Origin of the sequence: Sphingopyxis sp. JAI128 (assembly GCF_014207235.1) — a bacterium.
Classification (GTDB): domain Bacteria; phylum Pseudomonadota; class Alphaproteobacteria; order Sphingomonadales; family Sphingomonadaceae; genus Sphingopyxis.
Genome location: NZ_JACHDA010000002.1, coordinates 1 through 20,093 on the forward strand (window position 1 = coordinate 1; position 20,093 = coordinate 20,093).

The window sequence follows — 20,093 nt, forward strand, 5'->3', positions numbered from 1 at the left end:
CCGACAAATCCCCGCGACCCATGACTGCTCCTCAAAAAGCAGTCTTGAATCAGACGCAGCCCGCTTTGGGAATCCCTTTTGTCAACACGGCCTAGAACTGGAATTCCACAGATTACGCCGTCAACCGTTTCGCTAATTAACTCCGGGACGTCTTCAAAGAGCACTTCGCCAGGAGTTCTGCATTGGAATCCGTAGTCCCGACACAAATCTTGCCTCATTAGTCCTCGCACTGAATCAAAAATGCGGTCGGGAGATAGGCATATCCATTGTCCAGGGCATAAGGCGTTAACAACCCACGGTTCGTCATCAACGCAATCGTTACCAACGCAATCAATTTTCAATCCCGACGGGTCGACAAAATTCACCGGATCCGAGCCTACATAATTATACCAATTCATCCCGTCCTGGTATCCGATCGGATCGGTCTGCATGAATCGCCCGAGCGTCGGCGAGTAGATGCGCGCCTTGTAATACCACATGCCCAGCTCGGGCAGCCAGGTCTGCCCGGTGTATCCGAACCGCCCGACATTGCCCGGCGCGGGGATGCCATATTCGTCATAGGCATTGATATTGATCGTCGCGCCCGCACTGTCGGTGATGCTCACGACGCTGCCACGCTCGTCGGCCATCAGGAACCGGCGGGTCGTGCTATTGATCGCGCTGCCCTCATACCAAGCGATCGGGTTGTCGATGCCGGGACCATGGACATAGCGGCGCTGGACGGCGTTGCTGCCATTATATTCGGCGATCAGGTCGACGCCGTCATACTCGAACCGCGTCGTCGTGCCGCCTCCGACTGTCTGATACAGCCGTCCGAGCGGGTCGTAGCCGAGCGTCGCGCTGGCGGGACCGGTCTTGAGCAGATTCTCCGATGTGTAGGTGAAGCTCCGGCTCCCGTCGTTCGTCAGGTTGCCGCGCGCATCGTAGGTGTAGCCGAACCCACCGGCATTCATGATACGGTTGAGCCCGTCGGCGACATAGGTCCGGTCGACATTGTAATGCGCCTGCCAGGCATAAGCGTCGTTGCTCCGCGCAACGCTCTGGATCTGGCTTGCGGGATTATAGGTGAACGTCTGCGTCAGGTCGTGCGTCGTCGCGCTGCCGCCGAGGTTGTTGGTCAACGTGCTCAGCCGCTGGCTCGCGTCATAGCCGAAGCTCTGCACGCTGCCGTTACCGAAGGTCACGCTCGATGCGCGCCCGAGATTGTCATAGGCGTAGGCCGCGAGCACGCCGACCCCGCTCGTGGCACCATTCTCGCGGATCTTGGTGACATTGCCGGCGGTGTCATAATCATAGTTGATCGTCAACACGCCGCCGGGATAGCTCATCGTCAGCCGCCGGCTTGCGGCGTCATAGGTGTAGCCGATCGTCCCCTGCGGACCGGTCTGGCTCGTCAGGCGGCCAAGCGCATCCTGCACGAAGCCCAGGCTGTAGGTTCCCTGGGTGGCTCCCGTCGCGCGGCCCATCAGGTCGTAGCTGTAGCTGACGTCGGTCTCGCCGGTTGGCAGGTCCTTTCCGGTCATCCGCCCGAGATCGTCGTAGCTGTAGCCGATTGTCGTCCCGTCGCGGAGGCGTCGCTGCGTCACGCTGCTGCGCGCGTCATAGGTCAGCCCTTCATAATCGCCCGTATTGCTGCTGTTCGCGCCCTTCGTCGTCACCGGATATTGGGTTTGCGCCAGCCGGTCGAATCCGTCGTAGACATAGGTGGTGCGATTGGTCTCTGCGTCGATCACATAATTTACGCGGCCATTGGCGGTATAGGCCGTGCGAACCTCATCGGCGGCAACTGCCGTGCCCACGGCGCTTTCGACCTTGGTCACGCGGCCAAGGCTGTCATAGCTGTTGCGGCTGATCCGGTCGGGGCCATAGGTCGTCGATGTCGTGGCCGCCGTGCAGGCGCTCGTCGGCAGCGAACCCCAGGTCGCCGGGTTCATGCGAAGCGCGGTGCACTCGAGGCGGTTCTTGCTGTCATAGCTGTGCTGGACGACACTCACCGCACCCGACGTGCCCGAGACGACGACCTTCGTCTTGTTGCCTGCCGAGTTGAACGTCGTGTCGAGGGTCTGGAAGACGGTCATCGCATCGAGCGCCGTCGCGGTCGCGGCCGTGACCGTACCGACTTCGGTCTTGATGATGCGACTCATCGCATCGAACGTATAGCGTTCGGCGCCTCGCGGACGACTGCCCGCGCCATCGGGATCGGGACCGATCGCCCCGCGTCGACGGTCTTTGTCGTCGTAGATATAGGTCGTCGTGTCGTCGGTGCCTGCAAGCGGTCCGTCGATCGTCGACAGATTGCCGCGCGCGTCATAGCCATAGGCGATCGACGAGCTGATCGCGCCGTCGCCTGAAGCCGTCGTCATCTTCGTTGGCTGCAGGTTCGGCGTATTATATTCGATCGTGACCTTGGTTTCGTTCGCGGTGCCGGCGCAGGTGGCAGCGGTAGCGCATGTCGTGATCGTCGTCGGCTTATATTTGGGCGTCGGATAGTTCACGAGCGCGCCGCTGAAGTTCTTATATTTAGCGTATAGCGCCGTGTAGCTGTAGTTGATCTCGGGCCGCGTTCCCGTCTCGCTACCCGCCGCGTCGGCGGTCGGCGACGGAAGCTGGATGCGCGTCACCTGGCCGTGCGTGGTATTATAGGTGTAGTCGGTGCGATTGCCGAGCGGGTCGAGCACATAGTTGGGCTGGTTGCATTTGACCGCGCTGCTGCACGTCGCGTCGTAGTTGGCGGTCGTCACGATATCCGAGAGACCGCTGCCCGACTTGGCAACAAGTCGCGTTTCGGTGATGTTGCCGCGGCTGTCATAGGTGTAGTTGACGTAGTTGCCCTCGGGCTCGGTGGTTCGCGTCAGACGGCCCTTTGTGTCATAGGTTTTCGTCGTCGTATTGCTCGCGGCATTTTCGATCGTTCCTGGCTGACCCTGCGACGGGTTCGTCGTGACCGTGCCGCCCCCGGTCGGGCCGCCGCTGATATCGACCACATCGTTCCCGCCGCTCGTCGACCAGGTGTAATTTTTGGTGACGCCGTCCCTCGTAACCGAAGCAACCTTGTTGCTGGTATAATAGGTGATCGTCGTCGAGGCGGTGCTATCGGTCGGCTTCTTGATCGAGGTCATCCGGTAACTGGCGTCGAAGGTGAACGTCCAGGTGCCGCCGTTGCTGTCCACCACCTGCTGCGTGCCGCTGACCGGCTCGGTATAGGTCGCATTGGGCCAGCTGCCCGTGCAGCTTCCGGGGACGCAATATTCGATGGCGGTGTTGACCAGCGTCACCTCGCCGTTCGACACATCGAGGCGATAGCCCGATTGGTCGCTGACGGCCGCCAGCGCGTAGCCGACATTGCATTGCCAACCCTGATCGAGCGGGCCGTTGTTGTACATGTCGCAGGTGGTCGACGCCTCGTTCCAGACGAGATCGAGCTTTTCCTTGCCCGGCTCGGTGATCGACACCGGCACCGCGCACTGCTTGTTACCTGCCGGTGTGCGCTTGATATAGGTGGTGATCTTGCACGCGCCGCGAGGACCCGTGATCGTATATTGCTTCGGATAACTGTCGTCCGGCGCCACCGCCTGCGGGCCGACGACATTAGACGGTCACCGTCCCGTCAGACGAGGTATAGGTATAGACCGGAAAGCCGCCGACGAAGGTCCGCACGAGGGTCGCGCCATTGCCTTTCGCCGACACCCAGGTGCTGCCTGACAGGGTGAAGCTTTCGGACACGCCGCCGCGCGTGATGCTAATGAAGCTGCCGTCCTGATAGAGGCTGCCGCTGTAATTGTCCTTCCAGCCGGCCCGCGTCCATGTGCGCGCATAGGAGAGGCCCGTCGAGCCGGGGTTTCCGGCCACATCGACCATCGAGAAGTTGAACGTCCCGGTCGACACATCGACGCCGAATTCATCGACATTGCGATAAGGTGTCGGCTCGTTGGCGACTTGTGCCGATGCAGAGGGAACCATGATCGTCGCGTCAAGAAACACCAGCAACGCCGCACAGAATTTGCGAAGAACCGAAGCGCCCAAAATCCGCATGAAAATCCCCCCGATACAGCCCCAAAAGTTCGGCGCCCACGCGCCGAGGCGGATCAGGGCGGAGGATTGGGCGGCGCTGCCGACCGCCAGCGTCTCGCCCATCACAATGGGGAGAATGCTCATCACCGCGTCATCGGACAGCGCGAGCAACCGGACGAACAGCCCGGCGACACCATGATCGCCATCATAGCCGCCAACCACGGTGGGCGTCTCGGGATCGAAGCCGAGCGTGGCCAGGACCTCCCGGCGCTTCGCATCGAACGCCGCCTCGCTCGCCGACACCTCGACGCTCTCGGCAATCGCATCGCTCGCCGCGCGCTGCCGTTCGACATCGACCCGCCATAGCGGCGACCCGACGATGGCATGGGCCACCATCAAGCGCAGCGCCACGCCCGGTTCGGACAAGACCGATGCGCGCACGGCGGCATGGCGGTGGAGATCGATATAGTTGCCAAGCGCGGCACTGACCTCGGGACGCACCGGCTTGGGCGTGTCGGCACCCGGCTCACCCTTGGCCCGCTGTCGCGCTTCCTTCATGGTGATATAGCCCTCGTGGAAGGCGACCTCGCCGCGATGGCTGACCGACACGAAAACCTTGCCGCCCTTCTTCTTGGGGCAATGGTCATGCTCCCAAGAATTGAAATAGGAGCCGCGGTCCATGATGACGACCTCAGACCAGCCCGCCTCGCGATAGGCGTCGGCCCGATCATCGACCGCAACCATCTGTGCGGTCCAGAAATCGTCGGCACTGGCAAAATAGCGATCCTCGCCGAACAGGTCCGAAATGACGTCGCCGGTGTAATCGGCAAGGTCGAACATCGCGACCTTGGCCGCAATCGCACTGCCGCCGAACAGCCATGCCTTCAACTGCGGGCCGGTGGGGGCGTGTTTCTCGGGACAATCGACCAATGCCAGCCACTCGCGCTGCTGCGCCTTCGATGCCAGCGTCAGATGCCGCATGGTGACGGCTTCGATCTTCTCGGCCCGATAAAGGTTGCGGATGCGGGGCAGCAAATTGCCGATGGCCAGCGTCCGCTTGACCTGCAAGCTGGTCAGCCCAAAGGTCAGGCCGACCGCCTCGATGCTCCGGCCCTCGCGGACAAGCCGGGTGAAGGCTTCACAGCGGTTCACCTCGTCGGGGTCCAGACGGGCAATGTTCTCGATCAGCGACGCTTCAAGCGCCGCCGCGTCGTCTCCGGCTTCCATGACCGCACAGGGCAGCGGATCGATGCCGTCCTGCTCTTCGGCGACCGCGAGCCCCGCATGATAGCGCCGCTTTCCCGCGACGATCTCATAGCTGCCGTCCTCCGCACCGGGCCTGACAATCAGCGGCACCAGAATGCCGCGCGCCCGGATTGACGGGAGAATGTTGGTGAGGTCCGGCTTCTTTGTGACCCCGCGCATGTTGGCGGACGAAACCGAGAGGTTGGCGATGTCGATATGCTTGAGTTCCATGATGTCTCTCCTTTGCTCTTCCAAACCACCGCAGCCCCGGCTGAGCGGGGTGGGCGGCGAGAGCGACCGGTGAGGTCCGCCATCAAGGCAGGGCGCACCGCAGGCCGAAATGCAATGGAGGACCCTGTAGGGGTTGCGCGCTGCCGGGCGGTCTTCAGAGGAGAGCGACGACCACCCCGCACGGCCGGAGGCCAACGCCAGCGCGCGTCAGCGCGATGACCTTCGGGACGGAGCTAGGCTCCGGCCCCGCGTCAGCGATCGTCACGGCGAAGCCGACGAGACGATGCGCAGCAGCGGCTCGGTGGAGCGCAGCGGAATGGAGCGTGGCCGCCGTAGGCGGGACGCTCGGTTTCTTACGCGCAAGCTGCTAGTCTATACGGCGGGTTTGGACGCATTTTTTCTCGACTTACGATCAGTGCTGTGCTGCCTTCCGTAAATCGCGGGAGGTAAAATGACGAAAGCAACCATTCAATATCGCCAACTCAAGCTCGATGGACTTTGGCCGGAAGCCGATCTGAAGGCGATGGTCGTCGATGTATTGAGGCGCCGCGCTTGGGCCGACAATGCCAAAACTCGCATAATTGATCTCGATCAGGACCAAAGCTACGTCATTCTAAACAAGCTTTCTGATCCCGCAACATGGGACGGCCCGGTATTCGCGGGCCAGCTGATCCAGCTTCAGGCCGGAACTGACGTGCATGCGGTACTACAGTCACTCGAAGAAGATACCGCAGAATATGTTGTGCAGAATCTGAACGTCGGCGAGGCCGTCCGGGTGCTGAAAGGCGCACTGTACTTCGTGGCGGTCGGAAATCACGTCGGCCTTATCGAGGGCCAACAGGTTCGTGGACGCACGCTGGAACGATACCTCACAGCCCTTCTTCAGCGCGCGGAGGAAATCGAGCCCGGGCAGGCCATAATTCTCAACGGCAAATTTGTTGCCGGTGACGGGAAGGAATTGTCGGAGTCCAGCGAGATTCAAGTGTCCGCTGCTCCCACCGATCGTCAGGGCGCGCGTAAGGAGCGCGCCGCCGAGCCGCGCGTCGAGCAACGCGAAGCAGCCGAAGCACGCGAACATGAACAAGCCACCGTCTTTGACATTCTGAGAATGCTTGGCTGGTCTGAGGAAGCGATCGAGAGTCTCGGCTCAGAGATACCAGACGATGGGTGGATCGAGGGCTTCTTCAAAGTCTTTATCAAGGAGCGCCGCCGTAAGAAGCCGATTTCCCGTGCGACAATCAATGAAGCGTTGCGTAACATCGATCCGGCAGATCTTGGTTTGCGAGGAGATGGGTCGGAGCGCGGCGGCATTGTAAAAATGTCGGTTCAGCGTGATATTCGGACGGCTGGCTCGCTATTGGACCCGGCGGATGCTATGGAACAGATTACGAACGCCCTTCGTGATTGGGCCACGGCTGGGAAGATCGATTGCAACTTCGAAAGATAGAGCGCTGGGTTCTGCCAGCGGCCTTGGCCGCGGGGGCTGCCTTGTCTCCTGGTGCGATCACGGACGATGCTGCTCGTATGTTGGTGACTTTTCTCGGATTGGTGTCAGCAAGTATACTTCCTACCGTCTCGTTGCTGATCAACAGCATGACTGCGAGCGGGCGTTCCGTGATGGCCCTTGATGAACTCGAAGGCGAACTCCAGGCCGCGATGGACGGTTTGCTTTTGTTGTTCGGATGCGCGGCGGTGGTTGTTGTCGCTTTGGTTGCGCTTGCGACTCCACCGCCGTTGACCCTTACAAAGTTGCCTGCACTCACGGACCAGATATTGCCACGGCTTGGCCAAGCCGTCGTGGTCATGTTTTCGGCAATCATTCTCATCCGCGTAGGCCAGATACCCGCAGTTCTTCGCCGCTCCCTTGTCGTCCGGCATAAAATCGCGGTTGAAGAGGCGCGCCGCAAAACGCTGGAAAAGGCGCCAGCCGCTGGCGCAGGCCAGGAGATGTTCGGCACACATCCCGATTTCGGAAAAACTGTCCGCTTGGAAGAGCTCCCCGGCAAAGGCCACTGAAGGCCGTTCGAGTCGTATCCGGGGCGAAAGCATATTCTCAGCACCAGAACTGGCACCAAACGTCTTCGCTGGGACGGCATGGGAAAATTATTTCGCCCAAAAATTGCACGCCGGGAGCCGACCAGAAACGCCAAGAAACGACAGGACACGCCAGAGGCAGTTGGTACCATTTTTGGCACTCTTGCGCGATTTTTTCTGATCGCCAATTCTACACCCAGGGGAGCCCAACCGACGCCAGCCGATGGAGTAATTGCCATGCCCGTCTCCGAAAGGATCATCCGCCTTCCGACCGTTCTCAATCGCACCGGACTGTCACGTTCCACCCTCTACCGTAAGATCTCCGAAGGCACCTTCCCAGCCCAGGTGCAGATCAGCGTCCATGGTGCCGGGTGGTGGGAGTCGGCCATCAATCGGTGGATCGCCGACCCGCCCGGCTACCGCGCCGAAAATGACAATCGGCCCATTGGCGATGGGCCGGTATGAAAAAGGACCAAGCGCCGCGTTCGCGGCCGCTTACGGCCGCGAATGACAACTCTTCCGCGCTTCCTCCTGCGTCGGTTGACGCGGCCTTGACGCGCATCGCCGAGGCGATCGGAAGACACATCGCGCGCGAGCATATCGGCGCGCGAAAAGCCGCCAACGACAATGATCTTCCGTAAATATGCGAAGGCCCGCGAGCGTTGACCCTAAGGGCATGGCGCGCGAGACTGTCATAGTGGGGGCAAGCGGGCCGGTGTCCGCTTGCCCCCACTCCAAAGGAAGATGTCATGATCCGCGCCGCGCTTTATGCCCGCTATTCCTCCGATCAACAGAGTTCGGCGTCGATCGCCGACCAGCAGCGTATCTGCCGCGAACGCGCATCGCGCGAGGGGTGGCAGATCGAAGGCGCCTATCAGGATGCCGCGATTTCGGGCGCGAGCATGATCCTGCGCCCTGGCATCCAGCGGCTGCTCGCCGATGCGCAGGCGGGCAAGTTCGATATCGTCCTCGCCGAGGCGCTCGACCGCGTGTCGCGCGATCAGGCCGATGTCGCGACGCTCTACAAGCACCTCCAGTTTGCGCGGGTGCCGCTCGTCACGCTCGCCGAAGGCGAGATCAGTGAGCTGCATGTCGGGCTCAAGGGGACGATGAATGCGCTGTTTCTCAAAGATCTAGCCAAAAAGACGCATCGTGGCCTGCGCGGGCGGATCGAGAAGGGTTTCTCCGCCGGGCCGAATGCCTACGGCTATCGCATCGTCCGGCGGCTGAACAGCGAAGGCGAAATTGTGCGCGGGGAGCGCGAGATCGATCCAGCGGAAGCGCTCATCGTCGAGCGCATCTTCCGCGAGTTCGCGTCGGGCAAGAGTCCGCGCGCGATTGCCCGCGATCTCAACGCCGATGGCGTCCCCGGCCCGAAAGGTTCTGCGTGGCGCGATACCGGTATTCGTGGAGATGTGCGACGCGGCACCGGCATCATCAACAATGAGCTGTACGCGGGGGTGCGCGTCTGGAACCACAAACATTATGTCAAAGATCCCGGCACGGGGAAGAGCGTCACCCGCCTCAATCCCGAAACCGAATGGATCAGGAAGGCGGTTCCCGATCTGCGCATAGTCGGCGAGGACCTATGGGACGCGGTCAAGCACCAGCAGGAGGACATCGCCCGGCGTTACGTGGCGGTCAAGGAAGCGGCAGAGGCGCGAGCGCTGCATAGCAAGCGGCGTCCTGCCTATCTGCTCTCAGGCCTGCTCGAATGCGGCGTGTGTGGCGGCACCTACGCGATTGTCGTCGGCGACCGCTATGGATGCGCCGGCCATCACCGCAAGCGCACGTGCGCCAACGGGCGGACGATCAAGCGGCAGACGCTGGAACGCCGCGCGCTCGTCGGCATCGCCGACCGGCTGGTGTCGGCCGACAAGGTTAAAGCAGCCGTCGCCGCATATGCCGCTCATATCAATCGCGAGAATCGCGAGCGGCGCGTCCAGGCTGACGCCGATGCCCGCGCACTCGCCAAGACCGACCGCGCGATTGCGGGCATCATGGCGGCCATCGAGGACGGGCTCTATCAGCCCACGATGAAGGCCCGCATGGCCGAACTTGAACGCGAGCGGGAAGAAATCACCGTGCGGCTTACCGAAGCGCCGCCCGTCATTCCCGACGTTCATCCCGGCATCGCTGAAATCTACAAGCGTAAGGTCGCAGCACTGACTGAGACGCTTGGCGATTCCGACACACGGCTCGATGCCTCAAGTGACATCCGCTCGCTCGTCGGCAAGATCATCCTTCATCCCGGTGAAAAGCGCGGCGAGGTTCGCGCCACCCTCCACGGTTCGCTCATGGGCATTCTTGACTTCGTAAACCACACGCCGCAACCGGACGAACGCCGAGTTATAACATCGGTGCCCCCGGGTTCGCGGGAACGACGAACAGGTCATGTCAGTCGCGGCAATAGCCCTCGCCGTCCTTGACGATCAGGCATTTTTTCTTGCCGGCCAGATATTTGAGGCCGGTCTCGTCGCCGCTGCCGCGCCGCAGGCTCAGCTCCTCGTCGCCGCGCTTGAACTTGATGCCATGCTCGCTGTCCTCGCCATCATAGGTGCCCTTGGTGTCGAGATCCGACTGCATCTCCAGTTTGTACTTGCCGGGTTCGCCGGTGGTTATGGTCACATACATGCCCTCGACGCCGGTCCATTTGCCCGCCCAGCTTGCGAAACGGTGCGACGCGGTGGCGGGGTCGGTCGCTTCTCCGGTCTCGGTGGGAACCGTTTCGACCGGGACCTCAGTCGTCGTCGTGTCCGTCGGTGCCGGTGCCGGCGCTTCGGCCTTTTCGCAGCCTGCCAGCAGCACAAGTGCCGCGGCGCTCGCCAGAATTATGCTTTTCTGCATCACGCTTCTCCTTCGACTGCCAAACGCTTCGGTTCCGATAAGTTTCCTATTCGGTGATGATCTCGGCGAACTTCAGCGGATCGACATTGCCGCCCGACAGGGTGACGAGCGTCGCGTCGGTCACCGCGACCTTCCCCGCAAGCACCGCCGCGAGCGCCGCCGCGCCGCCGGGCTCGACCACGAGGTGCAGCTTCTCGAACACCAGTCGCATCGCATCGCGCACCTCGCGCCGCGTAACCGCGACGCCTTTCACGCCGCGCGCCTGAAGCACCGCGAAGTTGATCGGCCATGTTTCGGGCGTCTGGAGCGCGTCGCATTCGGTCGGATATGCCATATCCTCGACCGACAGGATCTTGCCCGCGGCCAGGCTGCGCGTCACATCGTCCCAGCCCTCGGGCTCGACCGCGACAATCTCGGCCTCGGGACAGGCGAGCGCGAGTCCCGCCGACAGACCGCCGCCGCCGCAGCAGGCGATCACCTTGTCGGGCCCGTCGATCCCGCACGCCTTCATCTGCGCCGTCGCCTCGATGCCGGCGCTGCCCTGCCCCTCGATGATCCACGGATCGCCATAGGCGTGGACCAGTGTTCCGCCGCGCTCGGCGAGCAATTTCGCCGCGACGGCGTCGCGCGATTCGGTGACGCGATCGTACAGGACGACTTCGGCGCCCAACCTGCGCGTCGCCGCAAGCTTCATCGCCGGCGCGTTGCCGGGCATCACGATCGTTGCCTTTATCCCCAGCCGCTTCGCCGCCCACGCCACGCCCTGTGCATGATTGCCGCTCGACACGCCGACGACACCCTCGTTCGCCTGTTCGGGGGTCAAGTCGGTCAGCCGGTGCCACGCGCCGCGAATCTTGAACGCGCCGACGGGCTGCAGGCACTCTGCCTTGCACCAAATCGCCCGTCCGTCGATCTCGAGCGGCAGCAGCGGCGTTTGCGGCAGCAATGCAGCGACTTTCGTCGCGGCGCGTTCGACCCCCGCAAGCGTTGGGGCGCGGTTGGGGTCGATCAGGGCTTCGGGGCTTTGCTGTGTCATGGCTTCGTCCTATAGGGCCGGGCATACAAGACAAGGCGGCATAGGCCGCAACAGGAGATTTTTCATGAGCAAGGTTCTGGTGATCGGCGCAGGCGGCGTCGGTTCGGTCGCGGTGCACAAGATGGCGATGAACCCCGACATCTTTCCCGACATCACCCTCGCGAGCCGCCGCAAGTTCAAATGCGACGCGATCGCCGAATCGGTGAAGGAGCGCACCGGCGTCACGATCCAGACTGCCGAGGTCGACGCCGACCATATCGACGCAACCGCGGCGCTGATCCGCTCGGTCGGCGCGACGCATGTCGTCAATCTCGCGCTGCCCTATCAGGACCTCACGATCATGGAGGCGTGCCTGTCGACCGGTGCGCATTATCTCGACACCGCCAACTACGAGCCGCGCGACGAAGCCAAGTTCGAATATCACTGGCAATGGGCGTATCAGGACCGCTTCAGGGACGCCGGGTTGATGGCGCTGCTCGGTTCGGGCTTCGACCCCGGCGTGACCAGCGTCTTCACGACCTGGCTCCGCAAGCATCATTTCGACCGCATCGACACGCTCGACATCCTCGACTGCAACGGCGGCGATCACGGCCAGCATTTCGCGACCAACTTCAATCCCGAAATCAATATCCGCGAAGTGACCGCCGTCGCGCGGCACTGGGAGAATGGCGACTGGGTCGAAACCCCGCCGATGTCGGTGAAGCAGCAATTCGATTTCGAAGCCGTCGGGCCAAAAAATATGTATCTCATGTATCATGAGGAAATCGAAAGCCTGAAGACGCACCTGCCCGAGATCAAGCGCATCCGTTTCTGGATGACCTTCGGCGACGCCTATATCCAGCACCTCACCGTACTCCAGAATGTCGGCATGACGCGTATCGACCCGGTGATCTACGAGGGGCGAGAGATTATCCCGCTCCAGTTTCTCAAAGCCGTTCTCCCCGAACCTTCGAGCCTTGGCGAGACGACCAAGGGCAAGACCAACATCGGCGTCATCGCGACCGGCCTCGCCAAGGACGGGACGGAAAAGACGCTCTATCTCTATAACATCTGCGACCATGAGGACGCGTTCGCCGAAACGGGCAATCAGGCGGTGAGTTACACCACCGGCGTCCCCGCGATGATCGGCGCCGCGATGATGGTCACGGGCACCTGGTCGGGCGACGGTGTGTTCAACATGGAGCAGATGGATCCCGATCCCTTCATGGACATGCTGAACAAGCACGGCCTGCCCTGGCAGGTGAAGGAACTCGGCGCGCCGCTCGATTTCTGATCAACGCGCAAGCCAATAACCCATTTTTTGTCATTCCCGCGAAAGCGGGAACCCGGTAGCGACGGTAGAACTGGGTTTCCACTCTCGCGCGAACGACGAAGGGTAGTTTGAGATCATGAAGCTACATATGGCCGCGCTTGCCCTATTCGCGGCCTTTTCCACCCCCGCCACCGCGCAAACCGACGACCCCTACGCCCCTGCGCGCGCGATTGTCGCCGACATCGGCAAGATCGTCACGCCCAACGGCGTGCAGGAGACGTTCGAGGTCACGCTCGGCGGCGCGCGGCAGGTCGTCAATGTCCGCGGTTCCCACCGTGACAATCCGATCCTGATCTTCGTCCACGGCGGGCCCGGCGCGGTCGAGATGCCCTTCGCCTGGGCATTCCAACGTCCGTGGGAGGATGTCTTCACCGTCGTCCAATACGACCAGCGCGGCGCAGGCCGCTCCTATACGCTCAACGATCCCGCGGCGCTCGCCCCGACGATGACGCCTGAACGCTACCGCGACGATGCGATCGAACTCATCAAACTGCTTAAAAAACGCTACGCCAAGCGCAAGGTTGTGCTGATGGGCCACAGCTGGGGCTCGATCGTCGGCCTGTCGGTCGCGGTGAAACGCCCCGACCTTCTCTACGCCTATGTCGGCGTCGGCCAAGGGATCGATTTCCGCGAGGGAGAAAGGGCTGGGATGGCGTGGACGCGGGCGAAAGCGGTGGCGGCGGGCGACGCCGACGCCGTCGCTGCGATCGACGCGCTCGCGCCCTATCCAGAGGGCGAGTTCACGATCGCAAAGGCCGACGGCTGGCGCAAATATGCGATCCCCTACGGTTCGCTCATCTACAACAAACCCGACCTCAAATATTATTTCCAGACACCGCGGCTGTCGCCCGAATATGGACCCGCCGATGTGCAGGCGTGGGGCAAGGGCAGCGAATTTTCGGTCGCCACGCTCTGGCCGCGTCTCGCCGACGTCAGTTTCAAGCCCGTGCGCAAGATGGACGTGCCGATCATTTTCCTGCTCGGCCGGCACGATTATACCGTGCCTTCGCCGGTGGCGGCTGACTGGTTCGCACAGGTTCAGGCCCCCTCGAAGAAGCTTATCTGGCTCGAACATTCGGCGCATATGCCGATGGTCGAGGAGCCAGGCCATTTCTTCGCCGCGCTGCTCCGCGACGTTCTGCCGCTGACGAAAGACCCCGAATGACCGCCTATCTTGCGCCGATCGGCCTCCTTTTCGTCTCGAACATCTTCATGACCTTCGCTTGGTATGGGCAGCTTGGCGCGGTGTCCCGGCCGGTGTGGCTCGCCGTGCTGATCGCGTGGGGCATCGCCTTTTTCGAGTATTGCCTTGTGATCCCCGCGAACCGCATCGGCTATGGTGCTTACAGCGCCGCCGAACTCAAGACCTTGCAAGAAGTCATAACCCTGATCATATTCGCGGGGTTTGCGGTCTTCTGGCTCGGTGAGAAGCTAACGGTGAACCACCTCGTTGGCTTCGGCTTCATCGCGGCGGGGGCGTTCTTCATCTTCAAGGGACCGATTGCGGTCTGACTTTATTCAGGAATCCCAAGCGACATGGAAACCCGTGCCGGCGACCCCGGAGCCTTTGCCCGCTTCGACCTGACCCGCGTCCCCTCTCCCGCCTTCGTTGTCGACGCCGCGAAGGTGCGCGCCAACCTCGCGCTGCTGCGCCATATCGGCGATGCGTCGGGGGCGCGCGTGCTTGCGGCGCTCAAGGCCTTTTCGATGTGGTCGCTCGGTTCGACGGTTGCGGACTATCTCGACGGTGTATGTGCATCGGGCCTTTACGAGGCGAAGCTCGGACGCAGCGAATATGGCGGCCCGAACGGCAACAAAGAGGTTGCGACCTATTGCGCCGGTTACAAGGAAGCCGACCTGCCCGAAATCGCGGCGCTTTCCGACCATCTGATCTTCAATTCGCCCGGTCAGATCGCGCGCTTTCGCCCGCTGCTGGGCGAGCTTCGCGCGAAGGGTGCGGCGTTCGACGTAGGCCTACGGATCAACCCGATGCACAGCGAGGGCGAGGTCGCAAAATATGATCCCGCCGCGCCGTGCAGTCGCCTCGGCTTCCCGGTCAGCCAGCTGCTGCCCGAACATATGGAGGGCGTCGATGGCATCCACATCCATAGCCTCTGCGAACAGGATTTTCCGCCGCTCCAGCGCACATGGGCAGCGGTGCTGCCAATGCTGCGGCCCTTCTTTGGCCAGCTCAAATGGCTAAATTTCGGCGGCGGCCATCATGTGACCCGCGCCGATTATCAGACGGACGATCTGATCGCTTTCCTGAAGCAGGTGCGCGCCGCGACCGACTGCGACGTGATGATCGAACCCGGAGAGGCGATCGCGCTCGACGCCGGCATCCTCGTCGGCGAAATCCTCGACCTGTTCGACAACGGCATGCCCATCGGGATCACCGACATTTCGGCGACCTGCCACATGCCCGATGTGATCGAGGCGCCCTACCGCCCCGCGATGCTGAACGAAGGCAGCGAAGGCATGCCGACGCGGCTCGGCGGCCCGTCGTGCCTCGCGGGCGATGTAATCGGCGACTATCGCCTGCCCGGCGGCGCGCGCATCGGCCAGCGCTTCGCCTTCCTCGACCAGGCGCATTATTCGATGGTAAAGACCAACACCTTCAACGGCGTCCCGCTGCCGTCGATCTGGCTGTGGGACAGCGAGGTCGACGAACTGGCGCTGATCCGCGAATTCGGTTATGAGGATTTCAAGACGCGGCTGGGGTGACCTCCGCCAGCGCCTGATGGATATCGCTGACCACGACCGATCCTTCCCCGACCGACGATGCGACGCGTTTCACCGATCCCTTGCGGACGTCACCGACGGCATAGATGCGCGGCCAGCTCGTTTCGTAACGGGTCGGCATCCGGTCGAGCGACCACCCCGCCTTTACCAGTTCGAGCGGGGCGATGTCGGTTCCGGTTTTCACGAAACCGCGTTCGTCGCACACCATTTCCTTGGGCAGCCACGTCGTGTTCGGGTTCGCGCCGAGGAACAGGAACAGGAAGCCGCAATCGCAATGCCCCTCGTCGCCGGTATCGCGGCAACGATAGGTTAGGCCCGCCAGATGCTCCTCGCCGTGGAGCGCAACGACGTCGGTCGACGGGATGATCTCGATATTCGGATGTTCCTCGAGTCGCTTGACCAGATACTCCGACATCGTCTCGCGCAGGCTGCCGCGACGGAAGATCACATAGACCTTCTTCGCCACGCTCGCGAGATAGATCGCCCCCTGTCCCGCCGAATTGCCGGCACCGACGATCGTCACCTCGGCATCGCCGCACAGCTGCGCCTCCATCGGCGTCGCGCCATAATAGATACCGCGGCCTTCATAGGCCTCGATTCCGTCGATCGGCAGCGTCTGATATTTGGCGCCGCTGGCGACGACCACCGCCCGGCTGCGCAGCTTGCGCCCATCTGCGAGGTGCAGGCAATAGGCGTCGCCGTCGCGGTTAATCGAGGCCGCGCGCACCGGCGACACGAGCCGCGCGCCAAATTTCTGCGCCTGTACCGTCGCGCGCCGCGCGAGCTCGTTTCCCGAGATGCCGGTTGGGAAGCCGAGGTAATTTTCGATCTTTGACGACGTGCCCGCCTGCCCGCCCGGTGCGAGCGAGTCGAGCGCGATCACCGTCAGTCCTTCCGATGCCGCATAGACGGCGGCAGCCAGGCCGCCGGGTCCGCTTCCGACGACCAGGACATCGGCCGTCGCGCCATCGGGTAGCAGGTCGAGCCCCAGCCCGGCCGCAAGCTGTTCGAGTGTCGGCTGGACCAGCACCTCGGCAGCGCCTAGGATCGCGACGGGAAGCTGCGCCTCGCTCAGACCGCGTTCGGCAAGCAGGTGCGCCGCGACCGGACCATCGGCGGGGTCGAACCAGCGATGCGCGACGCCATGTTTCATAAGCAGGTCGCGCATCGCGTAAACGCTGCGATCCATCGCCGCACCGATGATGATCGTCACCGCAAAACCGCGGTGCTTGCTGAATTCGCGCCGCGCGGACAGCACGCGGATGAAGATATCGGAAAAATGACTGTTGCCCGCGATCAGCCGCTGGAAATCGGCGTGCGCGATGCGCAGGATCTTGCCGTCCGCGCCCATCTCGACGCGCGAGAGATGTCGTTGCCCGGTCAGCACCGACAGGTCCCCTGCAAACTGCCCATGCTCCATCCAGCCGACACGCTTGCGCCCTTCGTCGGTCGACGCGAAAATATCGGTATGGCCCGACAACGTGACGATACAGTCGGGCGCCATCGCGCCCTCTTCGACGATCAGGTCGCCCGCCGCGTGCGTTTCGACCGTGCCGAACCCACGCAACTCGGCAAGCTCCGCGTCGGAGAAAGTGTGGTTGACCTCGGCGCGGGAAACCATGACGGAAGAGTCCTTTCGGCTGTCGCTTGTCGATTATCCCTAACGTGGCAGCGGGCCCTTGTCTCGCATTTGCCCCACTCGGCGCGACGGGGGCCCGTTTCGCCGCGCGCGTTACCCCCGCGTTACAAAATTGCGCGCTGGGGTCTTTACAGGGAAGACCCCCCGCCATATATGCGCTCCCCGCTGCCCCAGGGGGACTTCCAATAACCGCAAGGCAGCCTTGGATGTTTCACTTTATCTTTGGGGGTCCCTTGCATTGCACCAGCATCATAGCGCCCACGGGCTGATTCAGGCACTTTCGCCGGTCGAACCCGTTACGCTTGTCCGCCCGCATGCCGCGCGGCGCGCAGCGCGTTTCTTCATCGAGCGATTTCCCGGCACGACCATGTACGCGGTTAAGGCGAATCCGTCGCCCGACCTGCTGCGCGTCCTGTGGGATTCGGGCGTCACCCATTATGACGTGGCCTCGATCGCCGAGGTGCGCCTCGTCGCGCGCACGCTGCCGCAGGCGACGCTCTGCTTCATGCATCCGGTAAAGGCCGAGGAAGCGATTTCCGAAGCCTATTGGAAGCATGGCGTGCGCACCTTCTCGCTCGACACGATGGACGAACTCGAAAAGATCGTCCGTGCGACCGAAGGCGCCCAGGATCTGAACCTGCTTGTTCGCCTGCGCGTCTCGTCCGATCATTCGAAGCTCAGCCTCGCCGCCAAATTCGGCGCGGAAACCGACGAGGTCGTCGAACTGCTGATGGCAACCCGTCAGGCGGCCGATGCGCTCGGCATCTGCTTCCACGTCGGCAGCCAGGCGATGACGCCTCACGCCTACGCCCAGGCGATGGAGCGCGTGCGCACGGCGATCGTCGCGGCGTCGGTGACGGTCGACATCATCGATGTCGGTGGCGGCTTTCCCTCGACCTATCCGGGCATGGAACCCCCGCCGCTCGACGCCTATTTCGAAACGATCCACCGCAGCTTCGAAAGCCTGCCGATCAGCTATTCGGCCGAACTCTGGTGTGAACCGGGCCGCGCGCTATCAGCCGAATATAGCTCGCTCATCGTCCGCGTCGAAAAACGCCGTGGCGAGGAACTCTACATCAATGATGGCGCCTATGGCGCGCTGTTCGACGCGGCGCATGTCGGCTGGCGCTTCCCGGTGACGCTGCAGCGCGACGTGGAAAGCGACGCCGAGATGGTACCGTTCAGCTTCTACGGTCCGACGTGCGACGATCTCGACCATATGGCAGGCCCCTTCTTCCTGCCTGCCGACATCAAGTCGGGCGATTTCATCGAGATCGGCATGCTCGGTGCCTACGGTTGCGCAATGCGGACCAAGTTCAACGGCTTCGGTGCCGACGAGACCCATGTCGTCAGCGACGAGCCGATGGCGAGCCTATATACCGGCGAAATCGAAGAGGAGCGCCGCAGCGCGACGGTGACCAAGCTGTTCTGACCGCACCCGATAGCGAAACGAAGAGGGCTGGCGCAGCAATGTGGCCGGCCCTTTTTTCGCCGATCGAAAAAGAAGCCTGCCGGCAAAACCGGCGAACCTGAAAAGAACAGGATGGCCTTTGCAAACCGTCCTGCTCTTAAGTCGTACCTCCGTGAATGACCGATCGCGAAAAATTCGCCAAACCTGCATTTTACCAGAATTTTTTCGCCAATAGTTGCGCCGCCAATCTCACCAAATTCGCAGCCGCGGCCTTCTGGTCTAAATCCTATGGCTGGATATGGGATGCCTTTTTGGTCGGCGCTGCCGACAGCCTCGGCACGCCGGCCAAACAGCCGGCCCGAGGACGAACCCCCTTCCGTTTTACTTTGCAATCATTCTATGCTGCTGGGCAAAAGCAGAGAGAGGATGCGCGTATATGCTGTCAGGGATCCGGATCGTCGACCTTACCACCGTCATTTTCGGCCCCTATGCGACGCAGATGCTCGCCGACCTCGGCGCCGAAGTGATCAAGGTCGAAACGCCGGGAACGGGCGATATTTCACGCTACCTGGGGACCGGCATTCCTGACCCGACGATGGGATCGATCCACCTGACCGTCAATCGCGGCAAACGCTCGATCGCGCTCGACCTAAAAAATCCGGACGATGCGGCGACACTGCGCGGCCTCATCGCCACCGCCGACGTCTTTTTCCACAACGTCCGCGGCCGGGCGATCGCCCGCCTCGGCTTCGATTACGAAAGCTGCAAGGCGCTCAAACCCGACATCATCTATGTCCATGGCACCGGTTTCGGGCAGGACGGCCCCTATGCCGACTTGCAGGCCTATGACGACGTCATCCAGGCCGCGACAGGCACCACCAGCCTGCTTCCCCGCGTCGATGGCGACCCGCGTCCACGCTATTTCCCCTCGCTGATCGCCGACAAGATCGCGGGCCAGTTCGGCGCGCAGGCGATCCTCGCGGCGCTCGTCCACAAACTTCGCACCGGCGAGGGGCAAGAGGTCGAGGTCCCGATGTTCGAATGCTTCGCCACCTTCATGCTGACCGAGCATCTGCGCGACGCGGCGCTCGATCCGCCGATCGGCCCCGCGGGTTATCCGCGCCAGCTTGACCCGACGCGACAGCCCTTCCCCACAAGCGACGGCTATCTCGCGATCGTCCCCTACACCCCCGAATCGACCGCACGGCTGATGGGCTTGCTCGGCAGTGCCGACCTGCTCGAAACGGCGGAATATGAAGCGGCGAAGGCCAAAGGCGCGCATATGCCGATTATCTACAGCGAGATCGCCCGCAAGACGCCGGCAAGGACCAGCGCCGAATGGCTTAAGCTCTTCGCTGCCAACGATATCCCAGCGATGGCGGCGCGCGACCTTCAAGATATCAAGGACGACCCGCATTTCGTCGCGACCGGCTTTTTCCGCCATCGCACCCATCCCGATGTCGGCGATTTCCACGAAATGCAGCCGCCGGTGAAATATGGCGCGATGCCGCCCCGCGACCTCGGCTTCGCGCCGCGCGTCGATGGCGACGGCGCGGCGATCCGCGCCGAGTTCGGCGGCTGAACT

15 protein-coding genes are annotated in these 20,093 nt (G+C 62.5%); 10 read left to right on the plus strand and 5 right to left on the minus strand.

Translation table 11 applies throughout. The annotated features are described in order from the left end of the window. Positions 1-3,569, minus strand: a 3,569-nt coding sequence (locus HDC35_RS04055; protein ID WP_184644012.1) for an RHS repeat domain-containing protein, incomplete at its 3' end; no start/stop codon positions are given. A 19-nt stretch (positions 3,570-3,588) separates the two neighbouring features. Then, the gene (locus HDC35_RS04060; protein WP_184644014.1) at positions 3,589-5,487 is read right to left on the minus strand and encodes a ParB/RepB/Spo0J family partition protein; all 1,899 of its coding nucleotides are present in this window, start codon (positions 5,485-5,487) and stop codon (positions 3,589-3,591) included. A 451-nt stretch (positions 5,488-5,938) separates the two neighbouring features. Here HDC35_RS04060 and HDC35_RS04065 point away from each other — a divergent pair, with 451 nt between their 5' ends. From HDC35_RS04065 to HDC35_RS04080, 4 genes are all read left to right on the plus strand, one after another. After that, complete coding sequence (locus tag HDC35_RS04065; RefSeq protein ID WP_184644016.1) at positions 5,939-6,934, plus strand: hypothetical protein; 996 nt, start codon at positions 5,939-5,941, stop codon at positions 6,932-6,934. 170 nt (positions 6,935-7,104) lie between these two features. Then, positions 7,105-7,503 (plus strand): hypothetical protein, encoded by a 399-nt coding sequence (locus tag HDC35_RS04070; protein WP_184644018.1) that lies wholly within the window; start codon positions 7,105-7,107, stop codon positions 7,501-7,503. A gap of 255 nt (positions 7,504-7,758) precedes the next feature. Continuing rightward, positions 7,759-7,986, plus strand: coding sequence for an AlpA family transcriptional regulator (locus HDC35_RS04075; protein ID WP_184644020.1), 228 nt, complete (start codon positions 7,759-7,761; stop codon positions 7,984-7,986). Positions 7,987-8,270: 284 nt separating this feature from the next. Beyond that, positions 8,271-9,950: a recombinase family protein gene (locus HDC35_RS04080; RefSeq protein WP_184644022.1), complete on the plus strand. Its 1,680-nt coding sequence runs from the start codon at positions 8,271-8,273 to the stop codon at positions 9,948-9,950. On the opposite strand, the gene HDC35_RS04085 is transcribed toward HDC35_RS04080, so the two are convergent. Further along, entirely contained in the window at positions 9,919-10,368 is a 450-nt protein-coding gene (locus HDC35_RS04085) for a hypothetical protein (RefSeq protein WP_184644024.1), read from the minus strand. The genes HDC35_RS04080 and HDC35_RS04085 overlap by 32 nt on opposite strands. A gap of 46 nt (positions 10,369-10,414) precedes the next feature. Then, complete coding sequence (locus HDC35_RS04090) at positions 10,415-11,404, minus strand: threonine/serine dehydratase (protein WP_184644026.1); 990 nt, start codon at positions 11,402-11,404, stop codon at positions 10,415-10,417. 64 nt (positions 11,405-11,468) lie between these two features. Here HDC35_RS04090 and HDC35_RS04095 point away from each other — a divergent pair, with 64 nt between their 5' ends. From HDC35_RS04095 to HDC35_RS04110, 4 genes are all read left to right on the plus strand, one after another. Beyond that, complete coding sequence (locus tag HDC35_RS04095) at positions 11,469-12,677, plus strand: saccharopine dehydrogenase family protein (protein ID WP_184644028.1); 1,209 nt, start codon at positions 11,469-11,471, stop codon at positions 12,675-12,677. A gap of 115 nt (positions 12,678-12,792) precedes the next feature. Continuing rightward, complete coding sequence (locus tag HDC35_RS04100) at positions 12,793-13,881, plus strand: alpha/beta fold hydrolase (protein ID WP_260397518.1); 1,089 nt, start codon at positions 12,793-12,795, stop codon at positions 13,879-13,881. Continuing rightward, positions 13,878-14,228 carry a DMT family protein gene (locus HDC35_RS04105; protein WP_184644030.1) on the plus strand — a complete coding sequence of 117 codons (351 nt, stop codon included), beginning with the start codon at positions 13,878-13,880 and terminating at the stop codon, positions 14,226-14,228. Before HDC35_RS04100 ends, HDC35_RS04105 begins: the two co-directional genes overlap by 4 nt. A gap of 24 nt (positions 14,229-14,252) precedes the next feature. Then, positions 14,253-15,440 carry a carboxynorspermidine decarboxylase gene (locus HDC35_RS04110; RefSeq protein ID WP_184644032.1) on the plus strand — a complete coding sequence of 396 codons (1,188 nt, stop codon included), beginning with the start codon at positions 14,253-14,255 and terminating at the stop codon, positions 15,438-15,440. Here HDC35_RS04110 and HDC35_RS04115 read toward each other — a convergent pair. Next, positions 15,421-17,079: an FAD-dependent oxidoreductase gene (locus tag HDC35_RS04115; RefSeq protein ID WP_184644034.1), complete on the minus strand. Its 1,659-nt coding sequence runs from the start codon at positions 17,077-17,079 to the stop codon at positions 15,421-15,423. The two genes, HDC35_RS04110 and HDC35_RS04115, sit on opposite strands and share 20 nt — an antisense overlap. A 256-nt stretch (positions 17,080-17,335) precedes the next feature. Between HDC35_RS04115 and HDC35_RS04120 the strand changes: the two genes are divergently transcribed. Beyond that, positions 17,336-18,529 (plus strand): type III PLP-dependent enzyme, encoded by a 1,194-nt coding sequence (locus tag HDC35_RS04120; protein WP_184644036.1) that lies wholly within the window; start codon positions 17,336-17,338, stop codon positions 18,527-18,529. Positions 18,530-18,944: 415 nt separating this feature from the next. Beyond that, positions 18,945-20,090, plus strand: a complete 1,146-nt coding sequence (locus HDC35_RS04125) for a CaiB/BaiF CoA-transferase family protein (RefSeq protein ID WP_184644038.1) — start codon at positions 18,945-18,947, stop codon at positions 20,088-20,090. The last annotated feature ends 3 nt before the right edge of the window (positions 20,091-20,093 follow it).